This is a genomic window from Pseudoalteromonas sp. 2CM37A, assembly GCF_023161885.1.
GTDB classification, from domain to species: Bacteria; Pseudomonadota; Gammaproteobacteria; order Enterobacterales; family Alteromonadaceae; genus Pseudoalteromonas; species Pseudoalteromonas atlantica.
This window is the reverse complement of the sequence record NZ_JALNTJ010000003.1, coordinates 459850-481468: the sequence shown is the minus strand read 5'-3', so window position 1 is coordinate 481468 and position 21619 is coordinate 459850. Positions and strand designations below refer to the sequence as shown.

Sequence of the window (21619 nt, the reverse complement as noted above, 5' to 3'; positions counted from 1 at the left end):
CATGTGGATCTAAGATAAGGAATTGCGGCCAAATTTTAACAGCGTTGTGGGCATTCGTAAATAATATTTCGCAAATATTTATGATAAACTTGCCTTATAACTTGCCTCATAATAGTTTTAGGTTGTTTTTTATGTTTTCGAAGCCTTCGCAAACGGTTTACACCGTATCGCGCCTTAACAGAGAGATTCGTACAGTTCTTGAGCAGGGCTTTGCATCGCTAATTTTAACAGGCGAAATTTCTAACTTTATTACCCCTGCTTCTGGGCACTGGTACTTTTCGTTAAAAGATGAAAAAGCACAAATTAAAGCGGCTATGTGGCGCGGCAATAACCGCTCTCAAAGTTACCGCCCCGAAAACGGCGCACAAGTAACAGTAAGAGCCCGTGTTTCACTTTACGAACCACGCGGTGATTATCAGCTTATTGTTGAGCATATGGAACCTGCCGGTGAAGGCCAGCTTAAGCAAGAGTTTGATGCATTAAAAATGCGCCTAGCCGCTGAGGGCTTGTTTAGTTCGGCCTATAAAAAACCACTGCCGCAAAATATAAACCGTGTAGGTGTAATAACCTCAGCAACGGGCGCTGCTATAAAAGATATATTAACCGTACTTAAACGCCGCGCACCGCAATTAGAAGTCATTATTTACCCAGCCATGGTGCAAGGCAAAGAAGCCCATGTGCACTTAATTAACCAAATACAGTTAGCCAATGCACGCAATGAAGTCGACGTACTTATTGTAGGGCGAGGCGGTGGCTCGTTAGAAGATTTATGGTGCTTTAACCATGAGCAGCTTGCGCGTGCTATTTATCAAAGTGAATTACCCATAGTCAGTGCGGTAGGCCACGAAATAGACACAACCATCAGTGACTACGTAGCCGATGTACGCGCAGCAACGCCTTCAGCAGCTGCTGAGCTTGTCAGCCCTAACACGCAAGAGCTACATAGTAAGGTTATTGAGCTCATTAACCGGTTAAATAATGCCTTTAAACACGATATGGCCAATAAGCGCGCACTAGCAACACAGTTACAGCATCGGCTTAACTTGTGTCATCCGCGCAATCAACTTAATCAAAAAGCGCAGCGATTAGATGAGCTAACTATTGCCTTACAACAGGGCATGCGCAATCGCCTTTACCAACAAGAGCGCACGCTTAATAATTTAACCCCGCGTTTAATGCGTCAATCGCCCGATAAAAAGTTATCACAAGCCAGCCATCAGCTTATGCAGATACAAACTCGGCTTGAGCAAGCAATGCAGCACAAGTTGCAACACGCGCAAAATAGTTTAGCGCTGCAAGCGAGTAGGCTCGACTCGGTAAGTCCACTTAATGTTTTAGCGCGCGGTTACAGCATAACCAAAACCCCGCAAGGCAAAGTGGTTAAATCGGTAGATCACATTAAAACGGGTGACGTGCTAATTACAGAGCTGGCCGATGGCGCTATAAAATCAACGGTGTTGTAAAGCTCTTTCAGTTAAAGCTCTGTGGCCATTAGTAAGGTTAGTTCGGTGTCGCTTGACGTTGAGGTTGTTCTTTTAAATTGCAACCAAAACTCTTGCTTCATTAACTTATCGTTTAGCTCTCGCCATTGGGTATGATCAAACGAGTCGTTATCAGTAGGTGCAGCAAGTTCAAATTTACATACGGTGGTTTTACACGCTGCACTAACAATCTCTGGGATAGAGCTTAGATCAGAGGTAAGTAAAAAATCTTGTAAAGCTATTTCTGTTTGATAAGCCCACTCTTCATTACGTATTTGCTCATCAAATTGCGCTTGCAAAACGGCTTGTGCATCAGAGGGGTCACGCAGCTGCTGCGCCGCGTTTTTCATCAAAGCTTTTTGCGCTGCTAATTGCTGTTTAAGCTGCGATACTTGCTCTTCTAAAGGAAGCTCATCTAGCGGTTGTGGTTCTGGTTTAGGGGGATTATCTTTTTGCTTTATACGAGCGCTTTGCTTAGGGGCTGCTGGTATAACACGCTTTGCTGTTGCTTCACTGCTTTTAACTGGCTGAACAAAAGGTGCCTGCTGCTTTGTATCAGCATGTTGTAACTTTGCGGGGTTTGCGTCACTTGAAGATAAATTAAAGTAGCTCCACGTTAAACCTACACCCGCAATAAATCCTATCCCTAGTGTTAATAAGCTATTTTTGTTCATTTTAATTCCTTTTAAAATTATTTTTATTTATACAGGCTGCTATTACAGCATGGCGCTGGTGTGTGATTCGTTTTCAGGCTCTGGTGTGGTTAAAAAGTTTTGGTTCATACTTTGCGCCGGACACGGACAATCCGGTCTGCCAATAATTTTAGCCGGTACGCCTACAGCGGTGGTATGTGGCGGTACCGCAGTTAAAACGACTGAACCTGCGCCAATACGTGCGCCCTCGCCTACTTCAATATTACCCAGCACTTTAGCGCCTGCACCAATAAGCACACCGGCTCTAATTTTAGGATGACGGTCGCCCTGCTCGTTACCCGTACCACCAAGCGTGACCGATTGCAGTATTGATACGTTATCTTCAATTACCGCCGTTTCACCAATAACAATACCGGTGGCGTGGTCAAACATTATCCCTTTACCAACCTGACACGCAGGGTGAATATCAACCCCAAACACTTCTGAGGTTCGGCTTTGAATAAAACGAGCAAGCTCTTTACGGTTTTGCTGCCACAAGCAGTTAGCTAAACGATGCGCTTGAATAGCATGAAACCCTTTTAGGTTTAAAATAACCGTAAGGTAGGTTTCGGCTGCCGGGTCTCTGTCTTTAACGGCTTTAATATCTTCGGCCACATAGGTAAGCATACGGTCGCACTTTACAAACGCTTGGTCGAATAACTCACGTATTGTAAAAGCCGATACAACAGCATCTGCCAACTTATTAGCAACAATAAAGCTTAACGCCGAACCTAAACACTCATGATTTAAAATGCATGAATACACATGACTTGCTAAAAGTGGTTCGCGAGTTACAACTTCATTCGCTTCACTACGAAGCTGTTGCCAAATTTCATGACGCATAATACTACACTGCCTTAAATTGATATAAAAAGAGCCTTTTCCTAAGTTTAACGGATTTAAAGCCTAAGGTGTTAACGCCTTAGTTATTTGTTCTGGTTATTAGGTATAACTAAGAATAAAAAAATTATATGAGTGCTAAATCACTCACACACAAAGCATCTTTTCCTTTATCTTTTGCTTTATAAAGTAAATCGTCTGCTTCTTTGATTAAATACGCACAGGTAAAGTCACTACTGGGTGTAATAGTAGTGAGGCCTACACTCACTGTAAGGGTTTGGCTGGGTAATGAATGTTTATTTTCAATGTTTAACTGTTTTAATTTTTCTAAAATATCGTTCAATACTAACAAGGCCTGATCTGAGTTTGTATTTCCATACACTAAAACAAATTCTTCACCACCAAAACGGGCACATAAATCACCTGGGCGTTTAGTAAATTCATTGAGTACTTTTGCCACCCTTTTTAAGCATGTATCGCCTTGTTGGTGGCCGTAAGTATCATTGAGTAATTTAAAATCATCTATATCAATAATAGCCAACGAAAGCGGCATACCTAAACGCTGACAACGATTCCACTCTTGCTCTAAAAAAGTATCAAAAAAGCCTCGGTTAGCAATATCAGTTAAGCCATCAATAGCGGCAAGTTTTTGTACTTGCTCTTCTGCCAGTTTACGCTCGGTAATATTTTGATGGCTAATAGCGTAATACGCTTTATCGGTATGGCTAAACGACACTACTCGCATCATAAACCAACGTTTTTCATCTTCACTATGGCATGGATATTCTAAATAGAAGTCGTCATTAGCCCCCGAAATAACTGATTTAATGCCGTTAAATGCCTTTAAACCAAAGCTATCTCCTTTTTTAGCAGCTTTTTCACACTCTGCTAAGTAATTTTGCTGCTCCCACATATCACAGCAGGCACAGTCGTTTTGCTCACCAAAGTTTTGCCAGCTTCGGTTTATATAAACTATGTCGCCGTTAGAATTAATAACCACTACTTGGTCGGGCGTGGTATCTAGTACCAACTTAAAAAACGCTTTATCGTCAATCACGAGCTTTCCATTTTAGCTTTGTTGTTAATCAGTATAATCAATAACAATTTTTTAACACAATATTGTTACTTTACTTCACGCTAGCTGCATAATTTATTAATGTGAAGTAATACTCCGTATGACAGCTAAGTAGTCTATAAAAAATATAAAAAATTTACTTTTACATTAAAAATCAGATACTAAAGCAGCATGACAGGGTTACTGTCATATGCCAAACTAGCTACTGGCATACTACTGACGGCGTAAAAAATAAAAACAAACGCTAAATTAGCATCATCAACTCAACAAGGATAACGATGATGAAAAACGATATATTGAATACAAAAAAGCTTGGTTATAAATTTTACTTTCAAGATGGTGACAATCAAATAGCCTGTTTTGGAAGCTACTTTACTGGTAAAGAAGAAGTATTTGTAAACGATGACCTATTTAGTAAAAAACGAACTATCTACTGTGCAAGCACGCACTCTTTTGCTTTTGAGGGCTCACAGTACCAAGTAAAATTTGACATGCTTAATATACTTACGGGGCGTCTGGAGTGCACTCTTTATAAAAATAGCAGTGTGATAGCCAAACAAGTTCAAAGTAGTCTTTCAGACGATCCTAAAAAGGCAGCATTTTTTCTTGCTGGCTGTACATTGGGTGGGGCGGTGTTTGGCTATACAACGGCAACAATTGTTGAACTATTTGTAGGGAAGCTTTAACGTGCAATTAAATCCTACAACAGTTAAATCGCTTAGAAGTAAGTTAGATTGGACGCAGCAACAGCTCGCAGATGCCTGCGATGTAAGTTTGCGGACCATTCAACGGGTAGAAAAAGAAGGCGCCGCTTCTAAAGAAACCACTATGGCGCTTTGCGCGGTACTTGAAGTACGCCAAGGCGAGCTAATTAAACTTGATGACCCTATAAATAATGACGTTAAAAGTACGCCAACTAAAAGCTTTTTAGCGGGAGTGGTTATTAGCTCCTTAATAAGCTTTGCTCTGGGCGCAGGCTCAGTGCTTTTAGCGACTAACTAATATTACGTTTTAATAGCACTAATTAAATAAAAATGCCCCAGGCTATAAGCACTGGGGCATTTTTTATATGTTAGAAAAAGAGATTAATTACTGAAACACTTTTTCAACAGCCATTACTTCAATGTTGTTAGCTGGAATAGCTAATTTATAATCGGCAATGACTTTATCCTCAGCAACAAGCGCTGCTGGTTTTTCTGTGTTGTAAACCATTGGCGATGTTTGCTCTGACACTAAACGTTTTTTCATGTCTTCGCCGTCACCGGTAATAAACACGTACTGTACGTTATCTGTTTGCAGATTATCTTTAATCACGCGATTAACATCAGCAAGCGTTAGCTTTTCAAGTTTACTTGTCACGTATTTTACAAACGACTCTGTGTTATAAAATTCACTATCAAGTGCATAACCTAATTGGCGGTTTTGACTTGCGACAAGCTGCGGTACGTAGTTAATTAAAAAGTTACGTGTTGCTTCAAAGTCTTTTTCGGTTAAGCCATTTTTAATAAGCTTATCCAGCTCAAACAACGCGGTACGTGTTGCAAAGTGTGCATCGTTATTAGAGCGCAGCGGGCGTAACCAAATTTGGAATATTTGCTCAGAGCGCCCTAAGTTTGCATCAGGCTTAGTTTGAAACATGCCACGTGGGAAGTACTCAATGTAGGCGTAATCGCCGTAGTTCATACCACGTGTTTGACGAATTCGCTCATACAGGTATGAGTTAGAACTGCGGTGCTCACCAAAGTACGAACGCATCAGCCAAAGGGCTGTCCAATCTTCACTACTACGAATAGTATCAATTGGGAAACCAAACGATACCGCAGTAGATTGCGCCGACTTTTCTACAATCGTGGCATGGTGACCTTTAAGCTCTGGCGCATCAGGAATACTTAAACGGCTTTGCTCGCCTTTAGGTAAGGTTGCTAAGTCGCTCATGATTTCTGCTTTAAGCGCTTTTGGCACAGCGCCAATTAAACCCAGTGTTAGTTTAGATTGGGTAAGCTCTGTGTTGTAAAATGCTTTTACATCATCAAGCGTTAGTGCTTCTAAATCCGAAATATCCCCGTAATTGTAGCTTTCGTATGGGTGACCTTTGTAAAGTGCGCTGTAAAGCACTTCTTTACCTAGCTCTTCATCATTAGAGGCTTTTAAGCCCGATTTAATACCGTCGATCATTTCTTTTTTAAGGCGCTTAAAGTCATCGTCTCTAAAGCCTGGGTTAAGTAACTGATCGCTTACAAGCGCATACCATGTGGCAGCGTTATCTTTATGAATGCGCCCTTGGAATGACAGCATTTCTTTATCTATTTGATAACCAAAGCTGCCAGCAAGCGGATAAAGCGCTTTTTGTATGTCTTTGTAACTCGTACTTTGCGAGCCACCTTGAGCAAGCATAGCGGCGGTGAGCGCAGCAACCCCTTTTTTACCTTGCGGGTCTGCAGCAGCCCCTGTATTGAATAAAAAGTTTACATCAATCAGCGGCGAGCTATTCGTTTTATCAAGCACTTTAAATACGGGTGCCTCGGGCGCTTTATCATGCTTAGCGACTAATGCATTTAAGCTTGTTTCTTGTTCAAAGCCTGGCGCTTTATCAAGTGCAGACATAGTTACGGTAGTACGCGCGTCATCTACAAAATATTTATTAGCCACAGCTTTAATATCTTGTGCTGTGATGTTGTCGGCCGATTTATAAAGCTGGTTGATAACCTCTGGGTCGCGCTCAAAATGCATATAACTTGCAAGGGTTGATGCAATCGCTTGCGATGAGTCTAAGCCGTTAATAAAGCTGTATTTAAGGTTAGACTTTAAATCACTTAGTTTTTGCTCATCAACAAGTTCGGTACGTGCTTTTGCATAAGTGCGGTTAATAGCATCGCGTGCTTTTGCTAAATCATCTTCGTTTTCTACTTTTACAAACACATGTAGTAAGCCAGGATCTTTTGTCTCTGGATTGTAGGTAAACATTTGACTCGCTATTTGTTTATCAACAACTAGCTCTTGGTATAAATCGGAGTTATTAGAAAAATAAAGCTGTGAGATTAAATCAAGTGCGGCTCTGTCCTTTTTAGCAGGCTCCCATGCAGCCCCCTTGTAAGATACAAGCAACCAATGACCAGGCAAACCTTCGTTTTTCTCATGTACATATTTAGGTGCTTGCTGCTTTGGCTCAGCTTTAATATCGGCAACGTAATCGCCTTTTTTCCAGCCACCCCAATGTTTTTTAACCATAGCCATTGTGGCTTGTGGGTCAACATCGCCCACAATCACTAGCGATACATATTCAGGCTTATAAAACTTATCAAAAAATTCTTTACCGTAAGCCATTTGATCTGGCATGGCTTCTATATCTTCAAAAAAGCCCATGGTGGTATGTTTATAAGTGTGCGTATCAAACGCTTCTTCGCGTACTGCGCTCAATAACTTACGAATTGGGCTGGCGTTATTTTTTAAATATTCCCCTTTAACCGTTAGCGCTTCGGTTCTAAATTGCTCTTCGGTGTAGGTTAAGTTTTGAAAAATATCGGCTTCAATTTCAAGTACTTTATCAAGGTGCTGCTTTGAAAAGTTTAAATGGTAGTTTGTGTAATCGTTAGTGGTGTAAGCACGGTTATCGACCCCTGCATTTTTAAATATGGCAGTGTATTCGTCTTGCGGAAATTTTTTAGAGCCTTTAAACATCATGTGCTCAAAAAAGTGAGCAAAACCGGTTTTACCTGCTTTTACTTCATTACGTGAGCCAACCGATACCGGAATTTGCAGCGAGACGACATCGGGGTAATCGGTTTTAACAACCATTACACGTAAGCCGTTATCAAGCTCTTCGATTAAGTACTCTTGCGAAAATACACGTTCGTCAGCTTTTGTTGTTTGCTGTTGTTGTGCCGTTTGGGTGTTTTCGCTTTGCTGTGTTGCGCAGCCTGTTAGTGCCAGCGATACCGCTAAGCTTGTTGCTAGTAATTTAAATTTCATTGCTGTCCCTTTTTAAATTGAGCAAATTTGTTATTAGGTTTAATGCTAACTCGCTTAGATTATGCCCCAAAGCCACTAAATATAAGAGCCCATCGGCTATTTATAATGTAAACAACTGTGTCAATTCCCTATTTTAAAAACATTTAAGTATGAAAAAAACTCAAGTTGATTGAAAAACTTTCATTAAATAAATCTATCTAGACGTCTAAATGGCTGTTATATTAAGTTACATACATTGGACTAAGCTGGAATGAGGATTATGGCTTTATCACTACAAGAAAAAATAGAAGACACCAATCAAGGTGTTTATCTTATTGGTACTACTCCACCTAAAATTGGTACTGATAAAGCGCAACTAAAAATCATTGCAGAAAAACTACTTGCTCGCTTACACGAAATTGAATACGACGGCGTGATAATTTACGACATTCAAGATGAAAGTAGCCGTACAGATAAAGCACGCCCATTTCCGTTTAAACAAACTGTAGACCCACGTGAATACAGCCACTTACTACGTAATTTATCTGCTCCAGATGTCATTACTTACAAAAGTGTGGCACAACGTGGTGTAGAGGAATTTAAAGGCTGGTTGGATGAAACTAAAAACGACTACGATTTAAAAAATGTCGTTTTAGTGGGTAGCCCCTCATCGGTAGGTGATATAAAACTAAGCTTGCCCGATGCCTATAAAACATTGGCAGAGCAAAGTGATGACTTCTTTTTAGGGGGCGTTACCATTGCTGAGCGACATTCAAGTAAGCGAAATGAACACGAGCGCCTTATAGAAAAAACAGCACAAGGTTGTCAGTTTTTTATATCGCAAGCGGTTTACGACGCGCAAGCAACTATAGAGCTAATCACAAGTTACGCGCGTACCTGTAAAGCACAAGGTATTACACCAAAACGGATTATTTTAACGTTTACGCCATGCGGTGGCGATAAAACCTTAGAGTTTATGCAATGGTTGGGGATCTCAGTGCCAGAGGCCACTAAATGGCGCATGCTTGATGCAGACAATACCTTAAGTGAATCTGTACGTATTTGCCGAGAAAATCTCGACCTAATACTCAAAAGCTGTGCGCACCTAGATGTGCCACTAGGCTTAAATATTGAAAGCTTAACAAACCGTAAAGAAGAAATTGACGCATCAATAAACTTATACCGTTTATTAAAAGCCATTATGGAATTAAACCTAGCCGAAAAACAAATCGCTTAAAGCCTAATTCACACCGTTTATAGCAAGCCTAATGGCTTGCTTTTTTGTTGCTATGTTTAAGTGTATTACTTTTATTATTATGCTTTTTTAGCCAATTTGTACGCTTGTTTATTTTTATACATTTGGTGATCGGCCAAATTTAATAACGTATCAAAAGGTTGCTTTTGTTTATTAGTAAAACTTTCGCCTATGCTAAGTGTCAGCGCGCACACGTTGTTTTCTAATAGTGCGTTTTTATACTCAATTTTTATTTTATCAATAATATGGCTAAGCTTACTTCTATCACTAATTTGCATCACAGCTACAAATTCATCGCCGCCTAAACGCCCTACTATATCAGCCTCTCTTAAATGTGTTTTTAAGGTATTTGCTAAGAGGATTAACGCTTGGTCGCCTATTTCATGGCCATAAGTGTCGTTTAGTTTTTTAAAGTCGTTTACATCAATAAACAAGCAACACACATCAAAACCTAAACGCAGCGCTAAATTAAGTTTGTGTTGGGCAAGTAAGCTAAGTGCACGGCGATTATAAATATTGGTAAGCGGGTCGAGCATGGCTATTTCGCGCATTTGCTCAAAGCTATAAATAAGGGCTAAATCGTCTTCAATTAAATCACGAAGCTGCTCTATTAGCTCAAAATATTCATCGGTGTAACTGGTTTTTTTTGAATCTTTTAAACACAAGGTGCCAAATACTTCACCTTCAGGCCAGTGAATTGGCAAGCCTAGGTAGGATTCAACGCCATCTTCAATAACCTCGGGCATGGTATTCCACTGCGTATCGCTGCGGGTATCGCTAACATACAAAGTGTTGTTGTTTTCGGCTACATATTTACAAAATAAGGGAGTTTCGGGAGGGAGTATAGGGTTGGTTTCAAAGTGTGAGCCACCTTCATTAGCTCTAATAACTACACGATAACCTTTACTAGTAGCCTGAACTATATAACCAGAGGGGGCCGAAAAAAGCCCCGTAATAAGATCAATGGTTTTTTGCCATTTATGTAATGATATTTGGCCATCGATACCAGAAAACGCCCACTGATCTGTTTCAAACATAACTATACCTCAGCTATTTAGTGGCCTTAGTATAGCCAAATAAATATGTCTAAGGCTACTTTCTGCGGCGTTTACTTGGTGCTCTTTGCCCGGTAATGCGCTTTTTATCGCGATCTTTACGCGCTTTGTTGGTGTTTTTACGGTTATCTTTAGGTGGCTTATTTAAATCTGGCTCGTAACCTTCTAGCCATTGTGGTGCTAAACGGGTATCCAGTAGTACTTCAATTTCTTCCAGTAACCACTGCTCGTCAATACTTACCAGCGACATGGCAAGGCCTTGCTCGCCAGCGCGCCCCGTACGGCCAATTCGGTGTACGTAATCTTCTGCTATGTAAGGTAGCTCAAAGTTTATTACATATTTAAGCGCCGGAATATCTAAACCGCGGGCAGCTACATCGGTGGCAACTAAAACCCGCGTTGTGCCTTCTTTAAAGTTTTGTAATGCACGGTCGCGCGCACCTTGTGATTTATCGCCATGGATAGACTCTGTTTTTAAGCCGTCTTTACACATTTCTTTGGCAAGTTTATCGGCCATTTGTTTGGTACGTGTAAATATAAGTACTTGGCGCCAGTTTTTCATGCCAATCATGTGCGATACAAGCTCACGCTTTCGCTCTTCATCAACTGCGTAAATAACTTGCTCTACTTCAACGGCGGCTGAGTTACGTTTATCAACTTCAATCAGCTCGGGGTTTTTAAGTAGTTTTTTACTCAGCTCAAACACGCTGTCATCGAATGTGGCTGAGAACAATAAGGTTTGGCGATCGCCTGGAATGTGGCGCAAAATACGTTTTATTTCATCAATAAAGCCCATATCCAGCATGCGGTCGGCTTCATCAAATACTAACGAATCAACACTTGAAAGCACCACACTGCCTTTAACGATATGATCAAGTAAACGCCCAGGCGTTGCGACTATCACTTGCGCCGTTTTAAGCGCTTTAATTTGCGGGCCAATACTTGCACCGCCATACGCTAAAGCGCCTTGAATATTTGTGCCTTGGGCGTATTTTTCAAAGCTTGCAAACACTTGCTGAGCAAGCTCACGCGTGGGCGTTAAAATAACCACTCGGGCTATGCCTGGCTCATCTTTTTTTGGTGTATTTAAAAGCTTATGTAGTAGTGGTAATACAAAGGCGGCTGTTTTACCTGTGCCTGTTTGCGCGCTGCCCATTACATCGCTGCCCGCTAATATGTGCGGAATAGTTTTAACCTGAATTGCGGTAGGCGTGGTGTAATTATTTTGCTCAATTGCGGTTAGTAATAACGAATCGAGTTTAAGAGATGAGAACGATGTAGCAGACATAAGCTTAGCTTTAAAATAACAAAGAGCGCTATTGTACGCATATTACGGTACTGCGTAAATTAACCAGCTCAGAAAAGTATTCAGCCTAGCTGCATTCGCTAATCAATAAAAAAGGCGCTAAATAACAATGCATTTAGCGCCTTTTTTATACCAATCCGCTTAATTAAGTGATCTATTTTGAGGACAGATAAACGTGTTGATAGCTAGGCAAAAAATTCGCTATTTAGTTGTTCTAAATGAGAATTTTTTAACGCAGATAGCAACACTTTTAGCCCCTAAAAATGATTAAGTATTATTGCGGATTGGTATTATAATTTAATAACGTTTTAAACCGGTTTTAAGGTGGCTTTTCGCTCATTATAAAACGCGATTAAGTCATCAACCGTTGCTTGGCAGTATTCACGAATACCCGACACCACCATGTGCTTTTCACCAAAACCCACTTTTTCGCCGTTTTCTAGTAAATTAAAGCGCAAGGTAATTTTGCCGCGCTTACCCGTGTACTCAAAACTTGGCTCAGCAAACTCAAGCGTTGGCGTTTGAATATTAATGTTATCAAGGTTAATGATCATCGACTCGTAAATAACCATAGGGCGCGCTGGGTTAATCATTACATTTTGCTTACCCATTAGCGGAATAATTACGTGCGGAAATGCAGCACCAGAAAACTCAACATAATTTTTTATTAAGCTATTAGTAAGTGTTGGGCATTTGCTGGTTTTACCTTCGCGTTTTACCTTTAAAATTACTTTGTCGCCGTTGGTTACATCAAACTCATCATCCCCTTCTGGGAAGTTAAGTTTGGTGTTTTCGTCAACCATACCGGCAAAGGTAAATTCCATTCGCTCACTTATACCGTAGCGGTCTAACACTAAAGAAAAAAGTAAGTCTCCTGGCGCGCAAAACTTTTTGGCATCTTTGTCATGAAGTGGGTTGTAATCATCGGCAACGCACTTTGCGAAACGACACCCTTGCTCACGAGAGATAGAAACATAATCAGCATGCTGCTGAAAGTAAGGACTTAACATAGATTGTTCACTGCTTAAACTGCTTATAACCTGCCCATACTACCAGAAAAAATTTAAAGAGAGGTCGAATCACTTACAAATTCATACAATTAACTTAAGAGTAAATGTTGCGCACACCTGTTTTAGTTAGTAATTTAGGTACCAAACTAAATAAGGGACTAATTATTATGTTACGTGTTTTTGCAGTAATAAGCGTACTCACTACTTTGGCTGGATGTTCTAGCGTGACTTTTCATACCGATATAGATAACGATGTTTTATCTGAGGAAATTGGTACGTACGTTAAAAAACGAGATTTACAACAGTTTTATAGCGACCAAGAAGCACACGAAAGTGGCGCCACACTTTTAGGCCGAATTGAAGGCGAAAGCTGCAATGGCGACGGTAGAGGCGACAATAATATAAGCTACAATCGCTTAAAATCAAATGCTATAGATTTACTTAAAGCAGATACAATGCGCAGAGGCGGTAACGCCTTTACTATAAATTCTTGTAGCGAAATCTCTGTATCGTATTGTGACCTGTCTGTTTTATGCAGCGGACAGGCCTACGACTATTAATAAATTATATATTAAGCGCAAAGCTAAGTAGTACGCGCTTTCCCGACTCAATTTTAGATACGCTATGCTCGTATTTGTCGGGTCTAAATAAATACACCCGGTTAAACCAATTAATAATGCATTTTGAGCATTTAAAAACCCCACCAGCTTTAGGTTTTACTAGTACAAAATTAAGTTTGTAGTAGCGCCCTTGCTGTACTGGATCTATATGGTTCATCACACTGTGATGTGTAGGGTAAGTAACTAGGTTTATTGAAAAGGCATTACTGCTAAATAAAGCTTTGTTTTTTACAGGTGCAATCATGCTGCCTCCTTTTAATTTACATGCAGCATTATAGCATTTGCTAAAGCGCCACGGCTTGCGCTAAACAAGATCAAAACGCGATGACATATAGCCAAACGGCCTGAAACAAAAAAGCCGAGCTTAATTAATAAGCTCGGCTTTTTATAAAGTACGACTAAAGATTATGCACTTGGGTATGTGCGGTACGCACGCTCAATATTTTTAGCCTGCTTTTTAGAAATGCCTAAATGAGCAAGCGCTACACGTAAACGCGCACGTGATAAGTCTGAGCCTAAAATTTCCATTGCATCAAGTACTGACGTTGAAGACGTTTTACCCGTGATTGCTACAAATATTGGCTCTAAAAAGTCTTTAATTTTAAGCTCGTGGAATGTAGCAACTTCTTTTGCAATGGCAAAAATAGCTGGCTTATCAAAACTACGTAAACCTTCAAGCTGCCATACAAAAAACTGTAGCGCTTGGCGTATTACGTTTTCGTCAGCTTTGCCCGCCGTTAACAGTGCTGGGTCGTAAGTTGGAATACCGCCTACAAAATGCCCTGCTAAATCAACCATGTCCGAAAGTGTATTAATACGCGTTTTAGCTTCTGGTAATACTTTAGCTAGCATTTCGCCATTAAACTTCCAATCAACAAAGCGCTGTACAAGCTCTTCATCTGTTAGGTTTTCGCGGATCCACATGCCGTTTAACCAGCTTAGCTTATCAACATCAAATACTGGGCCACCAAGTGATACACGCTTCATATCGAAGTGTTCAATCATCTCGTTAAGAGTGAATTTTTCACGCTCATCTGGCATTGACCAACCCATACGGCCTAAGTAGTTAAGCACGGCCTCTGGTAGGTAACCCATTTCTTTATAGTAATTAATAGACGTTGGGTTTTTACGCTTAGAAAGCTTTGATTTATCAGGATTACGCAGTAGTGGTAAGTGCCCTAGTACGGGTGCTTCCCAACCTAAATCTTCGTAAAGTTTTAATAGTTTAGGTGCTGAGTTAATCCACTCTTCGCCACGGAAAATATGGCTTATTTGCATGTGGTGGTCATCCACTACATTTGCTAAAAAATACGTAGGGTAACCATCGGCTTTTAATAGCACTTGCATGTCTACGTTTTCCCACGGGATCTCAATTTCGTCGCGTAGGTAGTCGTTAAATTTAAAAGTGCCTTCGCTTGGTATTTTCATACGTATAACGTAAGGCTTGCCTGCGGCTAGGTTTGCTTTAATTTCATCTTCGGTGAGGTTTAAGCCACGGCCGTCGTATTTAGGGCGCAGACCTTCTGCCATTTGCTCTTCACGCATTTGGTCAAGCTCTTCGCTGGTTGCAAAACAGTAAAATGCTTTACCTTGCTCAACTAATTGGTGTGCGTATTTTTTGTATAAATCGCTACGCTCTGATTGACGGTAAGGGCCAAATTCGCCACCTACGTCAGGGCCATGATCCCACTCAAGACCTAACCAACGTAAGCTATCCATAATCGCTTGTTCTGACTCTGGCGTGCTACGAACTTGGTCTGTATCTTCAATACGAAGCACAAACTCGCCGCCTTGTTGTTTAGCAAAACAGTAGTTAAATAAAGCAATATAAGCGGTGCCAAGATGCGGGTCACCTGTTGGAGATGGGGCAACACGAGTACGGATTGTCATGATAATGTCTCTTTTAATAAGTGAGATAAAAATTAAGGGGGTCGTTTAAGCCGCTACTTTGTTTAAGTAAGCAATAATATCGTTAGATTCGTATAGCCACTCTACTTGGCCATTTTTTTCTATACGAAGGCATGGCACTTTAATTTTGCCGCCTTGCTCTAACAGCTCTTGACGAAATTGTTGATTATTTTTTGCATCACGCGTTTCTATTTTTAAGCCTTCGCGCTTAATTGCACGGCGTACTTTTACGCAAAACGGGCATGCTTTAAATTGATAAAGTTTAAATTGTGAGGTTTGCTGATCAAGCTGCGCTTGCACATCGCTTGCACGCTTTTTACTGCGAGGAGTAAATACAAAATTAAAGAATAAAATTATACAACCTAAAAACCAACGAACGAATTTCATGTTTTGTGCCTGCCTACAACAATTTAAGGAGCCAGATTTTAGCACAAATTTACAATCAAAAAAGCTCAATACTATTATCGGTGGTCACTTCTTCATTTACCTCAAGCTCGCTATAAGCAGTCACTTTATTACGGCCGCTATTTTTAGAATGATACAGCGCCATATCGGCTTGGTTTACGATACTAGATACAGTATCAATACTTGCCAGCTCTAAAAAGCCAATACTTATTGTAAGCTGCCCAACTTGCGGAAAAGGATACTCAGCAATATTTGAGCGTAAACGGTTAAGTGCTATATGTGCTTGTGCCTCGGTTTTGGTTTGAAATAACACCGCAAACTCTTCGCCTCCATACCTAAAAACGTAGTCTTCTAGCCTAAAGTTATTTTTTAACAGCCGCGCCACAAGTAAAATAACTTCATCGCCTATTACATGGCCGTAGCTGTCGTTTACGCGTTTAAAGTGATCGATATCTGCAATGGCTAAATACCATCGTCGCTTTTCGTTGGTATCATCACGGGGTAATAAAAAGCCTTTGCCTGAGACAATTTCGATCACTTTTTTATCAAAGGTTTGTCTATTTAAAAGCTCGGTTAAAGGGTCTAATCGCGATTTATGTAATAGCCCTAGCTGGTTGGCATAAATATTTAAAATATGCACGGCGAGCATTGTGGTGGTTTGCGCTAACTCTTTTGTGGTTTCTATTAGTAATATGCCAATTACTTTACCAAAGTAATACACTGGCACATACGTAGTTACTACACCTAAGGCACGGCTTACTCTTATTTTGTTTTGGGTTACTTTATTAAGCAGCGCTAAGGCTTCGTTAGACTCTAATACTTTAAGGCGGGTGTGGGTGTTTATTAGCGTAGGCGGTAATTGCGCACTAAAGTGTTTATTAATGTAAATAGCAAAATTTTCAACTTCGAGTAGGTCGCCAATAATCTGCACTAATGATGCATCTAAATCACTTTCTTCTTCTTGCTGAGTTAGACTGATTATCCATTCGTGCCCGCAATTGTTTGCCTTCATTAGTTTGCCTAAACTGTTTTAACTTCAATCAGTTTAGACAAAATCATCAACTTTGCTAATTAATTAACCAATACTTTTTAATTAGGTCGCATTGAGCTATGTGGATTAAAGTTTGTTTTAGCTAAGCGTTATTAAATCATAGCGCGAGCTTTGTAACTTAGTGAGCTCAATAACTACTACGCTGTTATTTAATAACTTACATACAGCAGAACCTAAAACAGCCTATGCTTTGCATTTATGTTTTTGTACAACCAGTTATTCTAAACACAACATAGGCTCTTCCTTGCTTAAATACCGAATATACGGCCGCAACACGCGCTATTTAAAAAGCTAAAGCAAAACCAAAATAAAACTAAAGCAAAACTAAGTCGTCTCTGTGTAGCACCACAGCGCCACTATCAAAGTCGAGTAGCTCACCTATTTGCTCTGAATGAGCACCTTTAATTTTATTTACTTCAACCTGGTTAAAACGTGTTAACCCTCGTGCAATAACTTGGTTGTTGGCGTCTATTAAATCTATTAAGTCGCCCCGCTCAAAACGGCCAAATGCATTGGTTATGCCTTTGGCCAGCAGGCTTGCCCCTTTGTTTTGTAGCGCCGAAATAGCCCCTTTATCAATCATAATTTGGCCGGTACTTTTAGGCCCTGCCATTAGCCATTTTTTACGGCCATCTTTTGGCGCAGTAAGTTTTAAAAACCGCGTACCGGGTAATTGCTCACTCATGCATTTTAAAATAACGTTGTTGCCAGCGCCTTTTGCAATAATTACCTCTACCCCTGCGCGCCTTGCTACGTCGGCGGCTTGTAGTTTTGTGGCCATACCGCCGGTGCCTAAACTTGTACCGCTACCACCAGCCAGTTGGCGTAACTCATCGTTTATATGAGTGACTTCGTCAATCAGTTTTGCATCGGTATTTGTGCGTGGATCGCTGGTAAATAAACCTTCTTGATCGGTAAGCAGTAATAGCTTGTTGGCATTAGCTAAAATAGCCACCAGCGCCGATAAATTATCGTTATCGCCTACTTTTATTTCAGCGGTTGCTACTGCGTCGTTTTCATTAATAATAGGCACCACATTGTGGCTTAATAACGCATTTAAGGTATCGCGCGCATTTAAATAGCGTTCGCGGTCATCTACGTCGGCACGGGTAAGCAGCATTTGCCCTACGTTTATGCCATACAAGGCAAATAAGCTTTGCCAAATATGTATAAGCTGGCCTTGTCCAACGGCTGCCAACATTTGTTTATCTATTAGGCCGCGGCCACAGGGTTTAATAAGTTGTTCGCGACCCGCAGCAACCGCGCCACTTGATACTAATATAACTTGGTGGCCTTGCTTTTTAAGTTCGCTACATTGGCGAACCAGCTCAACCATATGGGCTTTATCTAACTTATCGGTGCCGCCGGTTAGTACACTTGTACCAAGCTTAACAACAATTACCTGTTCCCTACGCATTATTATTTACTATTAAAATGAAAGATAAATAAACTTATACCAGCTCGGTATTTTTGAACAAGTTAAAATTATTCATGCTAGGATCGGCGTTAATTTAATTTGATAAAATTTCATTTATGCCAGCCAGTTTATGCTTAATTATTGCCACCTTTTTATGGGGTAGCTCCTTTATTGCACTTAAGTATGCTATTGCCGTTTACGACCCTGCACTAGTTATATTTTTACGCATGCTAACCACTTTAGTTTTATCGCTTTGTTTATGGCGTTATGTAATTAGGTTTGAGTATTTAAAAGGCGATTGGAAGTACTTATTAGGTATGTCGCTCGCAGAGCCATGCTTGTACTTTTTATTTGAAGGCCACGCAATGGAATACACCTCGGCCTCTCAGGCGGGAGTTATTGTTTCGTGCTTGCCTATTATTGTGGCGTTGATGGCGTTTTTTATGCTTAAAGAGTATATAAGTAAAGCCATTGTGATTGGGTTTACCCTGTGTATTGGCGGCAGTATTTTACTTACTTTGCTTTCACCAAATACCGATCAGGCCCCTAATCCATTATTGGGTAACTTTTTAGAGCTTATGGCCATGGTATGCGCGGCGTTTTACACCATTAGCATTAAGCACTTAGCCAATCGCTACTCGCCGTTAACGCTAATTGCTTTACAAGGCATAAGCGGCAGTGTGTTTTTTGCACCGTTTTTGTTTTTTATCGACTTACCAAGCGAAAACCAGCATGACCTAACCGCCCTTATGAGCATTTTGTATTTAGGCTCGTTTGTCACCTTAGGTGGCTATGGTATGTATAACTATGCAATTGGCAAAGTGTCGGTATTAACGGCTGCGGCTTATTCAAATTTAATTCCTATTTTTACACTTATTTTATCGGCCATTATTTTGGGTGAGGTACTCGATTTTTGGCAATGGGTAAGTATATTTGTTGTTTTTGCAGGGGTGATGATAAGCCAACGACATCAAGAGCTGGTGGTAGACATACCGCTTAATGACGCTGGCGATGACCCTATCAACTCAGCCGATACAAGCCATCTTAAATCAGTACCTGATGCCAGCGAGTCAAAAGGGTAACAGGTTAATAAATAAAGGCCTGGGGTTTGTAAAAATGCCTGCTGGGATTGATGAATAACCTCAATCCCCTTCACTTTATAATGCTGTATTACGCCACTTTGCAGCTGCAGCGTAAACGTTTCACCCACTTTGGTGTGTTTTAAAAATGCAAAGTGGGTATCGTTGTGACCCGCTATTAACGCACCGCCATGTTTATCTCCAAGCTTTGCCCCTGGTAAAAAGTGGCTTGGTGCAAAGGCTAAATTACGACCACTTGCCCCAGCTAAAACGCTAAGCACTTTATTATGCACAGGCCAGTTAAGCTGCGCGGTTACAAAGCTGTCGGCGTAAAACCACGGTTTAACACGAGCGTGTGGCGTAATAAGTGCCTCTTGCCAGGCCTGCTCTATTAATACTTGGGCAAGCCATGCCTTGGCTTGCATATAGGCACCATGAGAAAACAGCCCCAGCCCGGCGATTAATAAGCCCGCACTTAGCCACTTTTTCATTTAAGCCCTCGGTTTATTTTAACCACGCCATAGCCAAGTAATAAAATGCAGCCCAGCAATATGTACAGTCGGCTTTGCCCATCAGTTTGTGGTAAACGCATAGCCAGTCCTTGTGGCGCTGCGTTCTTAGCCAGTGCAGTTTGCTTTGCAGGCTCGTTAATTTGAGTGTGTTCAATAGCTATAAAAGCAGTAAACGGGCTAAGTAGTTGATGTGTGAGCGCAAGCCCCTGCACCTCATTTTTAACTGACTGTCGGTCATTATACAAAAGCAACGATTTAATTTTTTGGCGCGCCCACAGCTTATCAATCCCTTTTGCGCTGGCGCTATTTTGTGCGCTTAGTTTTATATTTAAAGGGCCTTGAGCGGTTTGCCCACTAAGCGTAATTTGATTTGTATCATTTAGTTTTATAGCCACCATTATTGGCTCGCCAAAATATAAATCAGGCAAAGGAGATGGCCAAAAATCTAAACTGTGAGTGCTTTCATCGCGAAGTGCTAAATTAGTGATAGCGGGATGAGCAAGCTTATCAAATAATTGCTTCATTTTAGGCTGCACCTCATTTGTGCTGCCAATAAACGTAAATGACCCTTTACCTATATCAGCTGCGCGGCGCATAAAAAAGCTATTGGGTGCACTGCCAATGCCTACAGTAAATAAGCGGCTATCCCCCAATTTACGCTGAATATTTTTAAATAAGGCATCTTCGTTACTTACACTGCCATCCGTTAAAAACACCACTTGGCGTACAAAGCCTTCAAAGCTGCTGCCATCAAGTACCGCATCAAGCGCACCTTGTATTTCGGTACCACCGTCGGCCTCTAGGCTATAAATAAAGCGCTCAGCGCGGCGTAAGTTAAAGTCACTAGCAATAAGGGGTTTATCGCTCATGGGGGTAACCACGTTATCAAAGCCAATAATGTTAAAACTGTCGTCGCTATCAAGCAAAGACAGCGCATAAAACAGGGCCTTTTTAGCTTGCTCCATAGATTGCCCGTGCATAGAGCCTGAGGTATCTACAACAAACACCATTTCGCGAGGTAGGCGCTGCGTTTGTGTAAAGTGATCTGCTGGCGGCATTAGCATAGCAAGCCCGTACCGGTCGCCGTTTTCAAACTGCTGGGTAAAAAATGCTGCTTGTGCGCTTTCTTTTTGCAGCGGTTTAAACTCAAGTACAAAGTCGCGATTAGCCCCCGTTTGCTCATTTAAAGCAACCGTATATTGCCCAAAGGCCGGGTTTTGTACTTCAACATGATGAAATTTAGACGTTATATCTACAAGCTCTAAGCCTACATCTATATCAATATTTAAACTAAATTGGCTGCTTGGCGCTTCGCTGTGCTGCGTTTTGCTATACACAGGGCTTAACCACCCCTGAGGAGCATGGGTTAGGCTAGTTTGCTCAGCTTCAATATTTGCGCTTATTGTGTGATAGCGCGGCGTAATAGTACTTGGGAAGCGAATAGCAAATGTGCCATTGCTGTAATCAATGATCTCTTGGTATTCAAGCTCTATCACGATTTGCTCGCCAGGGCCTATATTTGCCACGTTAGTAATAAACATATTAGCGCGCTGCTGGCGTACAAGTGCGGCTTGCTTGCCAGCATTTTTAGCTGCCTGATACTTTTTTTCGGCCTCTACTTTTTTATCTATTTGGCCTTTTATGACTCGCTCACCTATGCGCATCGTCATCGCATGTACGGCGCTTTCATCAGGTAACGGAAACACATAACGCGCATTTACCGCAAACGGATTATCGTTTTGATAAGTTTGCTTAACAACCACGTGATTTATCAGCCCGGTTAGGGTCATGTTAGCATCGCTTTTTAATATAATTGCCGGCGCGACAGATGCGCCGCTGCTGTCAAAAAGTTCAAGCTTGGGCGATTGTGCACGGCTATTAAAACTAACCAGAAGCACAGCCACTAAGAAAATAAAAATGCTTACTTTAGTAAGCATTTTGGTTGGGTTACTCAACATAAAATCA

At 41.0% G+C, this 21619-nt stretch carries 20 protein-coding genes; 6 read left to right on the top strand and 14 right to left on the bottom strand.

The features are described 5' to 3' along the window. The first annotated feature begins 131 nt into the window (after positions 1 to 131). Positions 132 to 1463 (top strand): exodeoxyribonuclease VII large subunit, encoded by a 1332-nt coding sequence (xseA, locus tag MTF68_RS09560; protein ID WP_248462321.1) that lies wholly within the window; start codon positions 132 to 134, stop codon positions 1461 to 1463. Between the two features lie 11 nt (positions 1464 to 1474). Here xseA and MTF68_RS09555 read toward each other — a convergent pair whose 3' ends face one another. From MTF68_RS09555 to MTF68_RS09545, 3 genes are all read right to left on the bottom strand, one after another. Next, positions 1475 to 2155 (bottom strand): hypothetical protein, encoded by a 681-nt coding sequence (locus MTF68_RS09555; protein WP_248462320.1) that lies wholly within the window; start codon positions 2153 to 2155, stop codon positions 1475 to 1477. A 42-nt stretch (positions 2156 to 2197) separates the two neighbouring features. Next, the gene (gene cysE / locus MTF68_RS09550) at positions 2198 to 3016 is read right to left on the bottom strand and encodes a serine O-acetyltransferase (protein WP_004586131.1); all 819 of its coding nucleotides are present in this window, start codon (positions 3014 to 3016) and stop codon (positions 2198 to 2200) included. Between the two features lie 124 nt (positions 3017 to 3140). Continuing rightward, positions 3141 to 4070, bottom strand: a complete 930-nt coding sequence (locus MTF68_RS09545) for a diguanylate cyclase (protein ID WP_126008007.1) — start codon at positions 4068 to 4070, stop codon at positions 3141 to 3143. A 296-nt stretch (positions 4071 to 4366) separates the two neighbouring features. Between MTF68_RS09545 and MTF68_RS09540 the strand changes: the two genes are divergently transcribed. Together MTF68_RS09540 and MTF68_RS09535 are read left to right on the top strand one after the other, a co-directional pair. Further along, on the top strand, positions 4367 to 4774 hold the full coding sequence (locus MTF68_RS09540; protein ID WP_024033156.1) for a hypothetical protein: 408 nt from the start codon (positions 4367 to 4369) through the stop codon (positions 4772 to 4774). Between the two features lies 1 nt (position 4775). Beyond that, the gene (locus tag MTF68_RS09535; protein ID WP_248462319.1) at positions 4776 to 5090 is read left to right on the top strand and encodes a helix-turn-helix transcriptional regulator; all 315 of its coding nucleotides are present in this window, start codon (positions 4776 to 4778) and stop codon (positions 5088 to 5090) included. Between the two features lie 87 nt (positions 5091 to 5177). Here MTF68_RS09535 and MTF68_RS09530 read toward each other — a convergent pair whose 3' ends face one another. Further along, a complete protein-coding gene (locus MTF68_RS09530; protein WP_248462318.1) occupies positions 5178 to 8057 on the bottom strand; it encodes a pitrilysin family protein in 2880 nt (959 codons plus the stop codon). A 259-nt stretch (positions 8058 to 8316) separates the two neighbouring features. On the opposite strand from MTF68_RS09530, the gene MTF68_RS09525 reads away from it, so the two are divergent. Further along, positions 8317 to 9273 (top strand): methylenetetrahydrofolate reductase, encoded by a 957-nt coding sequence (locus tag MTF68_RS09525; RefSeq protein WP_024033159.1) that lies wholly within the window; start codon positions 8317 to 8319, stop codon positions 9271 to 9273. Positions 9274 to 9350: 77 nt separating this feature from the next. Here the strand turns inward: MTF68_RS09525 and MTF68_RS09520 are convergent, their stop codons facing one another. From MTF68_RS09520 to MTF68_RS09510, 3 genes are all read right to left on the bottom strand, one after another. Continuing rightward, positions 9351 to 10328, bottom strand: coding sequence for a sensor domain-containing diguanylate cyclase (locus MTF68_RS09520; protein ID WP_054982752.1), 978 nt, complete (start codon positions 10326 to 10328; stop codon positions 9351 to 9353). A 55-nt stretch (positions 10329 to 10383) separates the two neighbouring features. Continuing rightward, on the bottom strand, positions 10384 to 11634 hold the full coding sequence (locus MTF68_RS09515) for a DEAD/DEAH box helicase (RefSeq protein ID WP_004586123.1): 1251 nt from the start codon (positions 11632 to 11634) through the stop codon (positions 10384 to 10386). Positions 11635 to 11960: 326 nt separating this feature from the next. Then, positions 11961 to 12662 carry a DUF3581 domain-containing protein gene (locus tag MTF68_RS09510; RefSeq protein ID WP_096739166.1) on the bottom strand — a complete coding sequence of 234 codons (702 nt, stop codon included), beginning with the start codon at positions 12660 to 12662 and terminating at the stop codon, positions 11961 to 11963. A 167-nt stretch (positions 12663 to 12829) separates the two neighbouring features. Between MTF68_RS09510 and MTF68_RS09505 the strand changes: the two genes are divergently transcribed. Beyond that, positions 12830 to 13222, top strand: coding sequence for a hypothetical protein (locus MTF68_RS09505; protein WP_248462317.1), 393 nt, complete (start codon positions 12830 to 12832; stop codon positions 13220 to 13222). Positions 13223 to 13226: 4 nt separating this feature from the next. Here MTF68_RS09505 and MTF68_RS09500 read toward each other — a convergent pair whose 3' ends face one another. From MTF68_RS09500 to proB, 5 genes are all read right to left on the bottom strand, one after another. Beyond that, entirely contained in the window at positions 13227 to 13526 is a 300-nt protein-coding gene (locus tag MTF68_RS09500) for a hypothetical protein (RefSeq protein ID WP_024033163.1), read from the bottom strand. Positions 13527 to 13687: 161 nt separating this feature from the next. Continuing rightward, entirely contained in the window at positions 13688 to 15172 is a 1485-nt protein-coding gene (gltX, locus tag MTF68_RS09495) for a glutamate--tRNA ligase (protein WP_248462316.1), read from the bottom strand. 45 nt (positions 15173 to 15217) lie between these two features. Next, the gene (locus tag MTF68_RS09490; RefSeq protein WP_004586118.1) at positions 15218 to 15577 is read right to left on the bottom strand and encodes a glutaredoxin domain-containing protein; all 360 of its coding nucleotides are present in this window, start codon (positions 15575 to 15577) and stop codon (positions 15218 to 15220) included. Between the two features lie 55 nt (positions 15578 to 15632). Further along, positions 15633 to 16607, bottom strand: coding sequence for a GGDEF domain-containing protein (locus tag MTF68_RS09485; RefSeq protein WP_248462315.1), 975 nt, complete (start codon positions 16605 to 16607; stop codon positions 15633 to 15635). A gap of 352 nt (positions 16608 to 16959) precedes the next feature. Continuing rightward, positions 16960 to 18063 (bottom strand): glutamate 5-kinase, encoded by a 1104-nt coding sequence (proB, locus tag MTF68_RS09480; RefSeq protein WP_248462314.1) that lies wholly within the window; start codon positions 18061 to 18063, stop codon positions 16960 to 16962. Between the two features lie 116 nt (positions 18064 to 18179). Here proB and MTF68_RS09475 point away from each other — a divergent pair, with 116 nt between their 5' ends. Beyond that, the gene (locus MTF68_RS09475) at positions 18180 to 19145 is read left to right on the top strand and encodes a DMT family transporter (RefSeq protein ID WP_004586115.1); all 966 of its coding nucleotides are present in this window, start codon (positions 18180 to 18182) and stop codon (positions 19143 to 19145) included. Here MTF68_RS09475 and MTF68_RS09470 read toward each other — a convergent pair. Both MTF68_RS09470 and MTF68_RS09465 read right to left on the bottom strand, forming a co-directional pair. Next, complete coding sequence (locus tag MTF68_RS09470) at positions 19034 to 19633, bottom strand: class GN sortase (RefSeq protein WP_248462313.1); 600 nt, start codon at positions 19631 to 19633, stop codon at positions 19034 to 19036. The two genes, MTF68_RS09475 and MTF68_RS09470, sit on opposite strands and share 112 nt — an antisense overlap. Then, complete coding sequence (locus MTF68_RS09465; protein ID WP_248462312.1) at positions 19630 to 21612, bottom strand: marine proteobacterial sortase target protein; 1983 nt, start codon at positions 21610 to 21612, stop codon at positions 19630 to 19632. Before MTF68_RS09465 ends, MTF68_RS09470 begins: the two co-directional genes overlap by 4 nt. Positions 21613 to 21619 lie beyond the last annotated feature (7 nt).

Coding starts and splice junctions, on each gene's coding strand:
- MTF68_RS09490 (WP_004586118.1), bottom strand. CDS start 15,577: ATGAAATTCGTTCGTTGGTTTTTAGGTTGTATAATTTTATTCTTTAAT.
- xseA (WP_248462321.1), top strand. CDS start 132: ATGTTTTCGAAGCCTTCGCAAACGGTTTACACCGTATCGCGCCTTAAC.
- MTF68_RS09530 (WP_248462318.1), bottom strand. CDS start 8,057: ATGAAATTTAAATTACTAGCAACAAGCTTAGCGGTATCGCTGGCACTA.
- MTF68_RS09485 (WP_248462315.1), bottom strand. CDS start 16,607: ATGAAGGCAAACAATTGCGGGCACGAATGGATAATCAGTCTAACTCAG.
- MTF68_RS09500 (WP_024033163.1), bottom strand. CDS start 13,526: ATGATTGCACCTGTAAAAAACAAAGCTTTATTTAGCAGTAATGCCTTT.
- MTF68_RS09525 (WP_024033159.1), top strand. CDS start 8,317: ATGGCTTTATCACTACAAGAAAAAATAGAAGACACCAATCAAGGTGTT.
- MTF68_RS09475 (WP_004586115.1), top strand. CDS start 18,180: ATGCCAGCCAGTTTATGCTTAATTATTGCCACCTTTTTATGGGGTAGC.
- proB (WP_248462314.1), bottom strand. CDS start 18,063: ATGCGTAGGGAACAGGTAATTGTTGTTAAGCTTGGTACAAGTGTACTA.
- gltX (WP_248462316.1), bottom strand. CDS start 15,172: ATGACAATCCGTACTCGTGTTGCCCCATCTCCAACAGGTGACCCGCAT.
- MTF68_RS09470 (WP_248462313.1), bottom strand. CDS start 19,633: ATGAAAAAGTGGCTAAGTGCGGGCTTATTAATCGCCGGGCTGGGGCTG.
- MTF68_RS09510 (WP_096739166.1), bottom strand. CDS start 12,662: ATGTTAAGTCCTTACTTTCAGCAGCATGCTGATTATGTTTCTATCTCT.
- cysE (WP_004586131.1), bottom strand. CDS start 3,016: ATGCGTCATGAAATTTGGCAACAGCTTCGTAGTGAAGCGAATGAAGTT.
- MTF68_RS09515 (WP_004586123.1), bottom strand. CDS start 11,634: ATGTCTGCTACATCGTTCTCATCTCTTAAACTCGATTCGTTATTACTA.
- MTF68_RS09465 (WP_248462312.1), bottom strand. CDS start 21,612: ATGTTGAGTAACCCAACCAAAATGCTTACTAAAGTAAGCATTTTTATT.
- MTF68_RS09540 (WP_024033156.1), top strand. CDS start 4,367: ATGATGAAAAACGATATATTGAATACAAAAAAGCTTGGTTATAAATTT.
- MTF68_RS09555 (WP_248462320.1), bottom strand. CDS start 2,155: ATGAACAAAAATAGCTTATTAACACTAGGGATAGGATTTATTGCGGGT.
- MTF68_RS09520 (WP_054982752.1), bottom strand. CDS start 10,328: ATGTTTGAAACAGATCAGTGGGCGTTTTCTGGTATCGATGGCCAAATA.
- MTF68_RS09505 (WP_248462317.1), top strand. CDS start 12,830: ATGTTACGTGTTTTTGCAGTAATAAGCGTACTCACTACTTTGGCTGGA.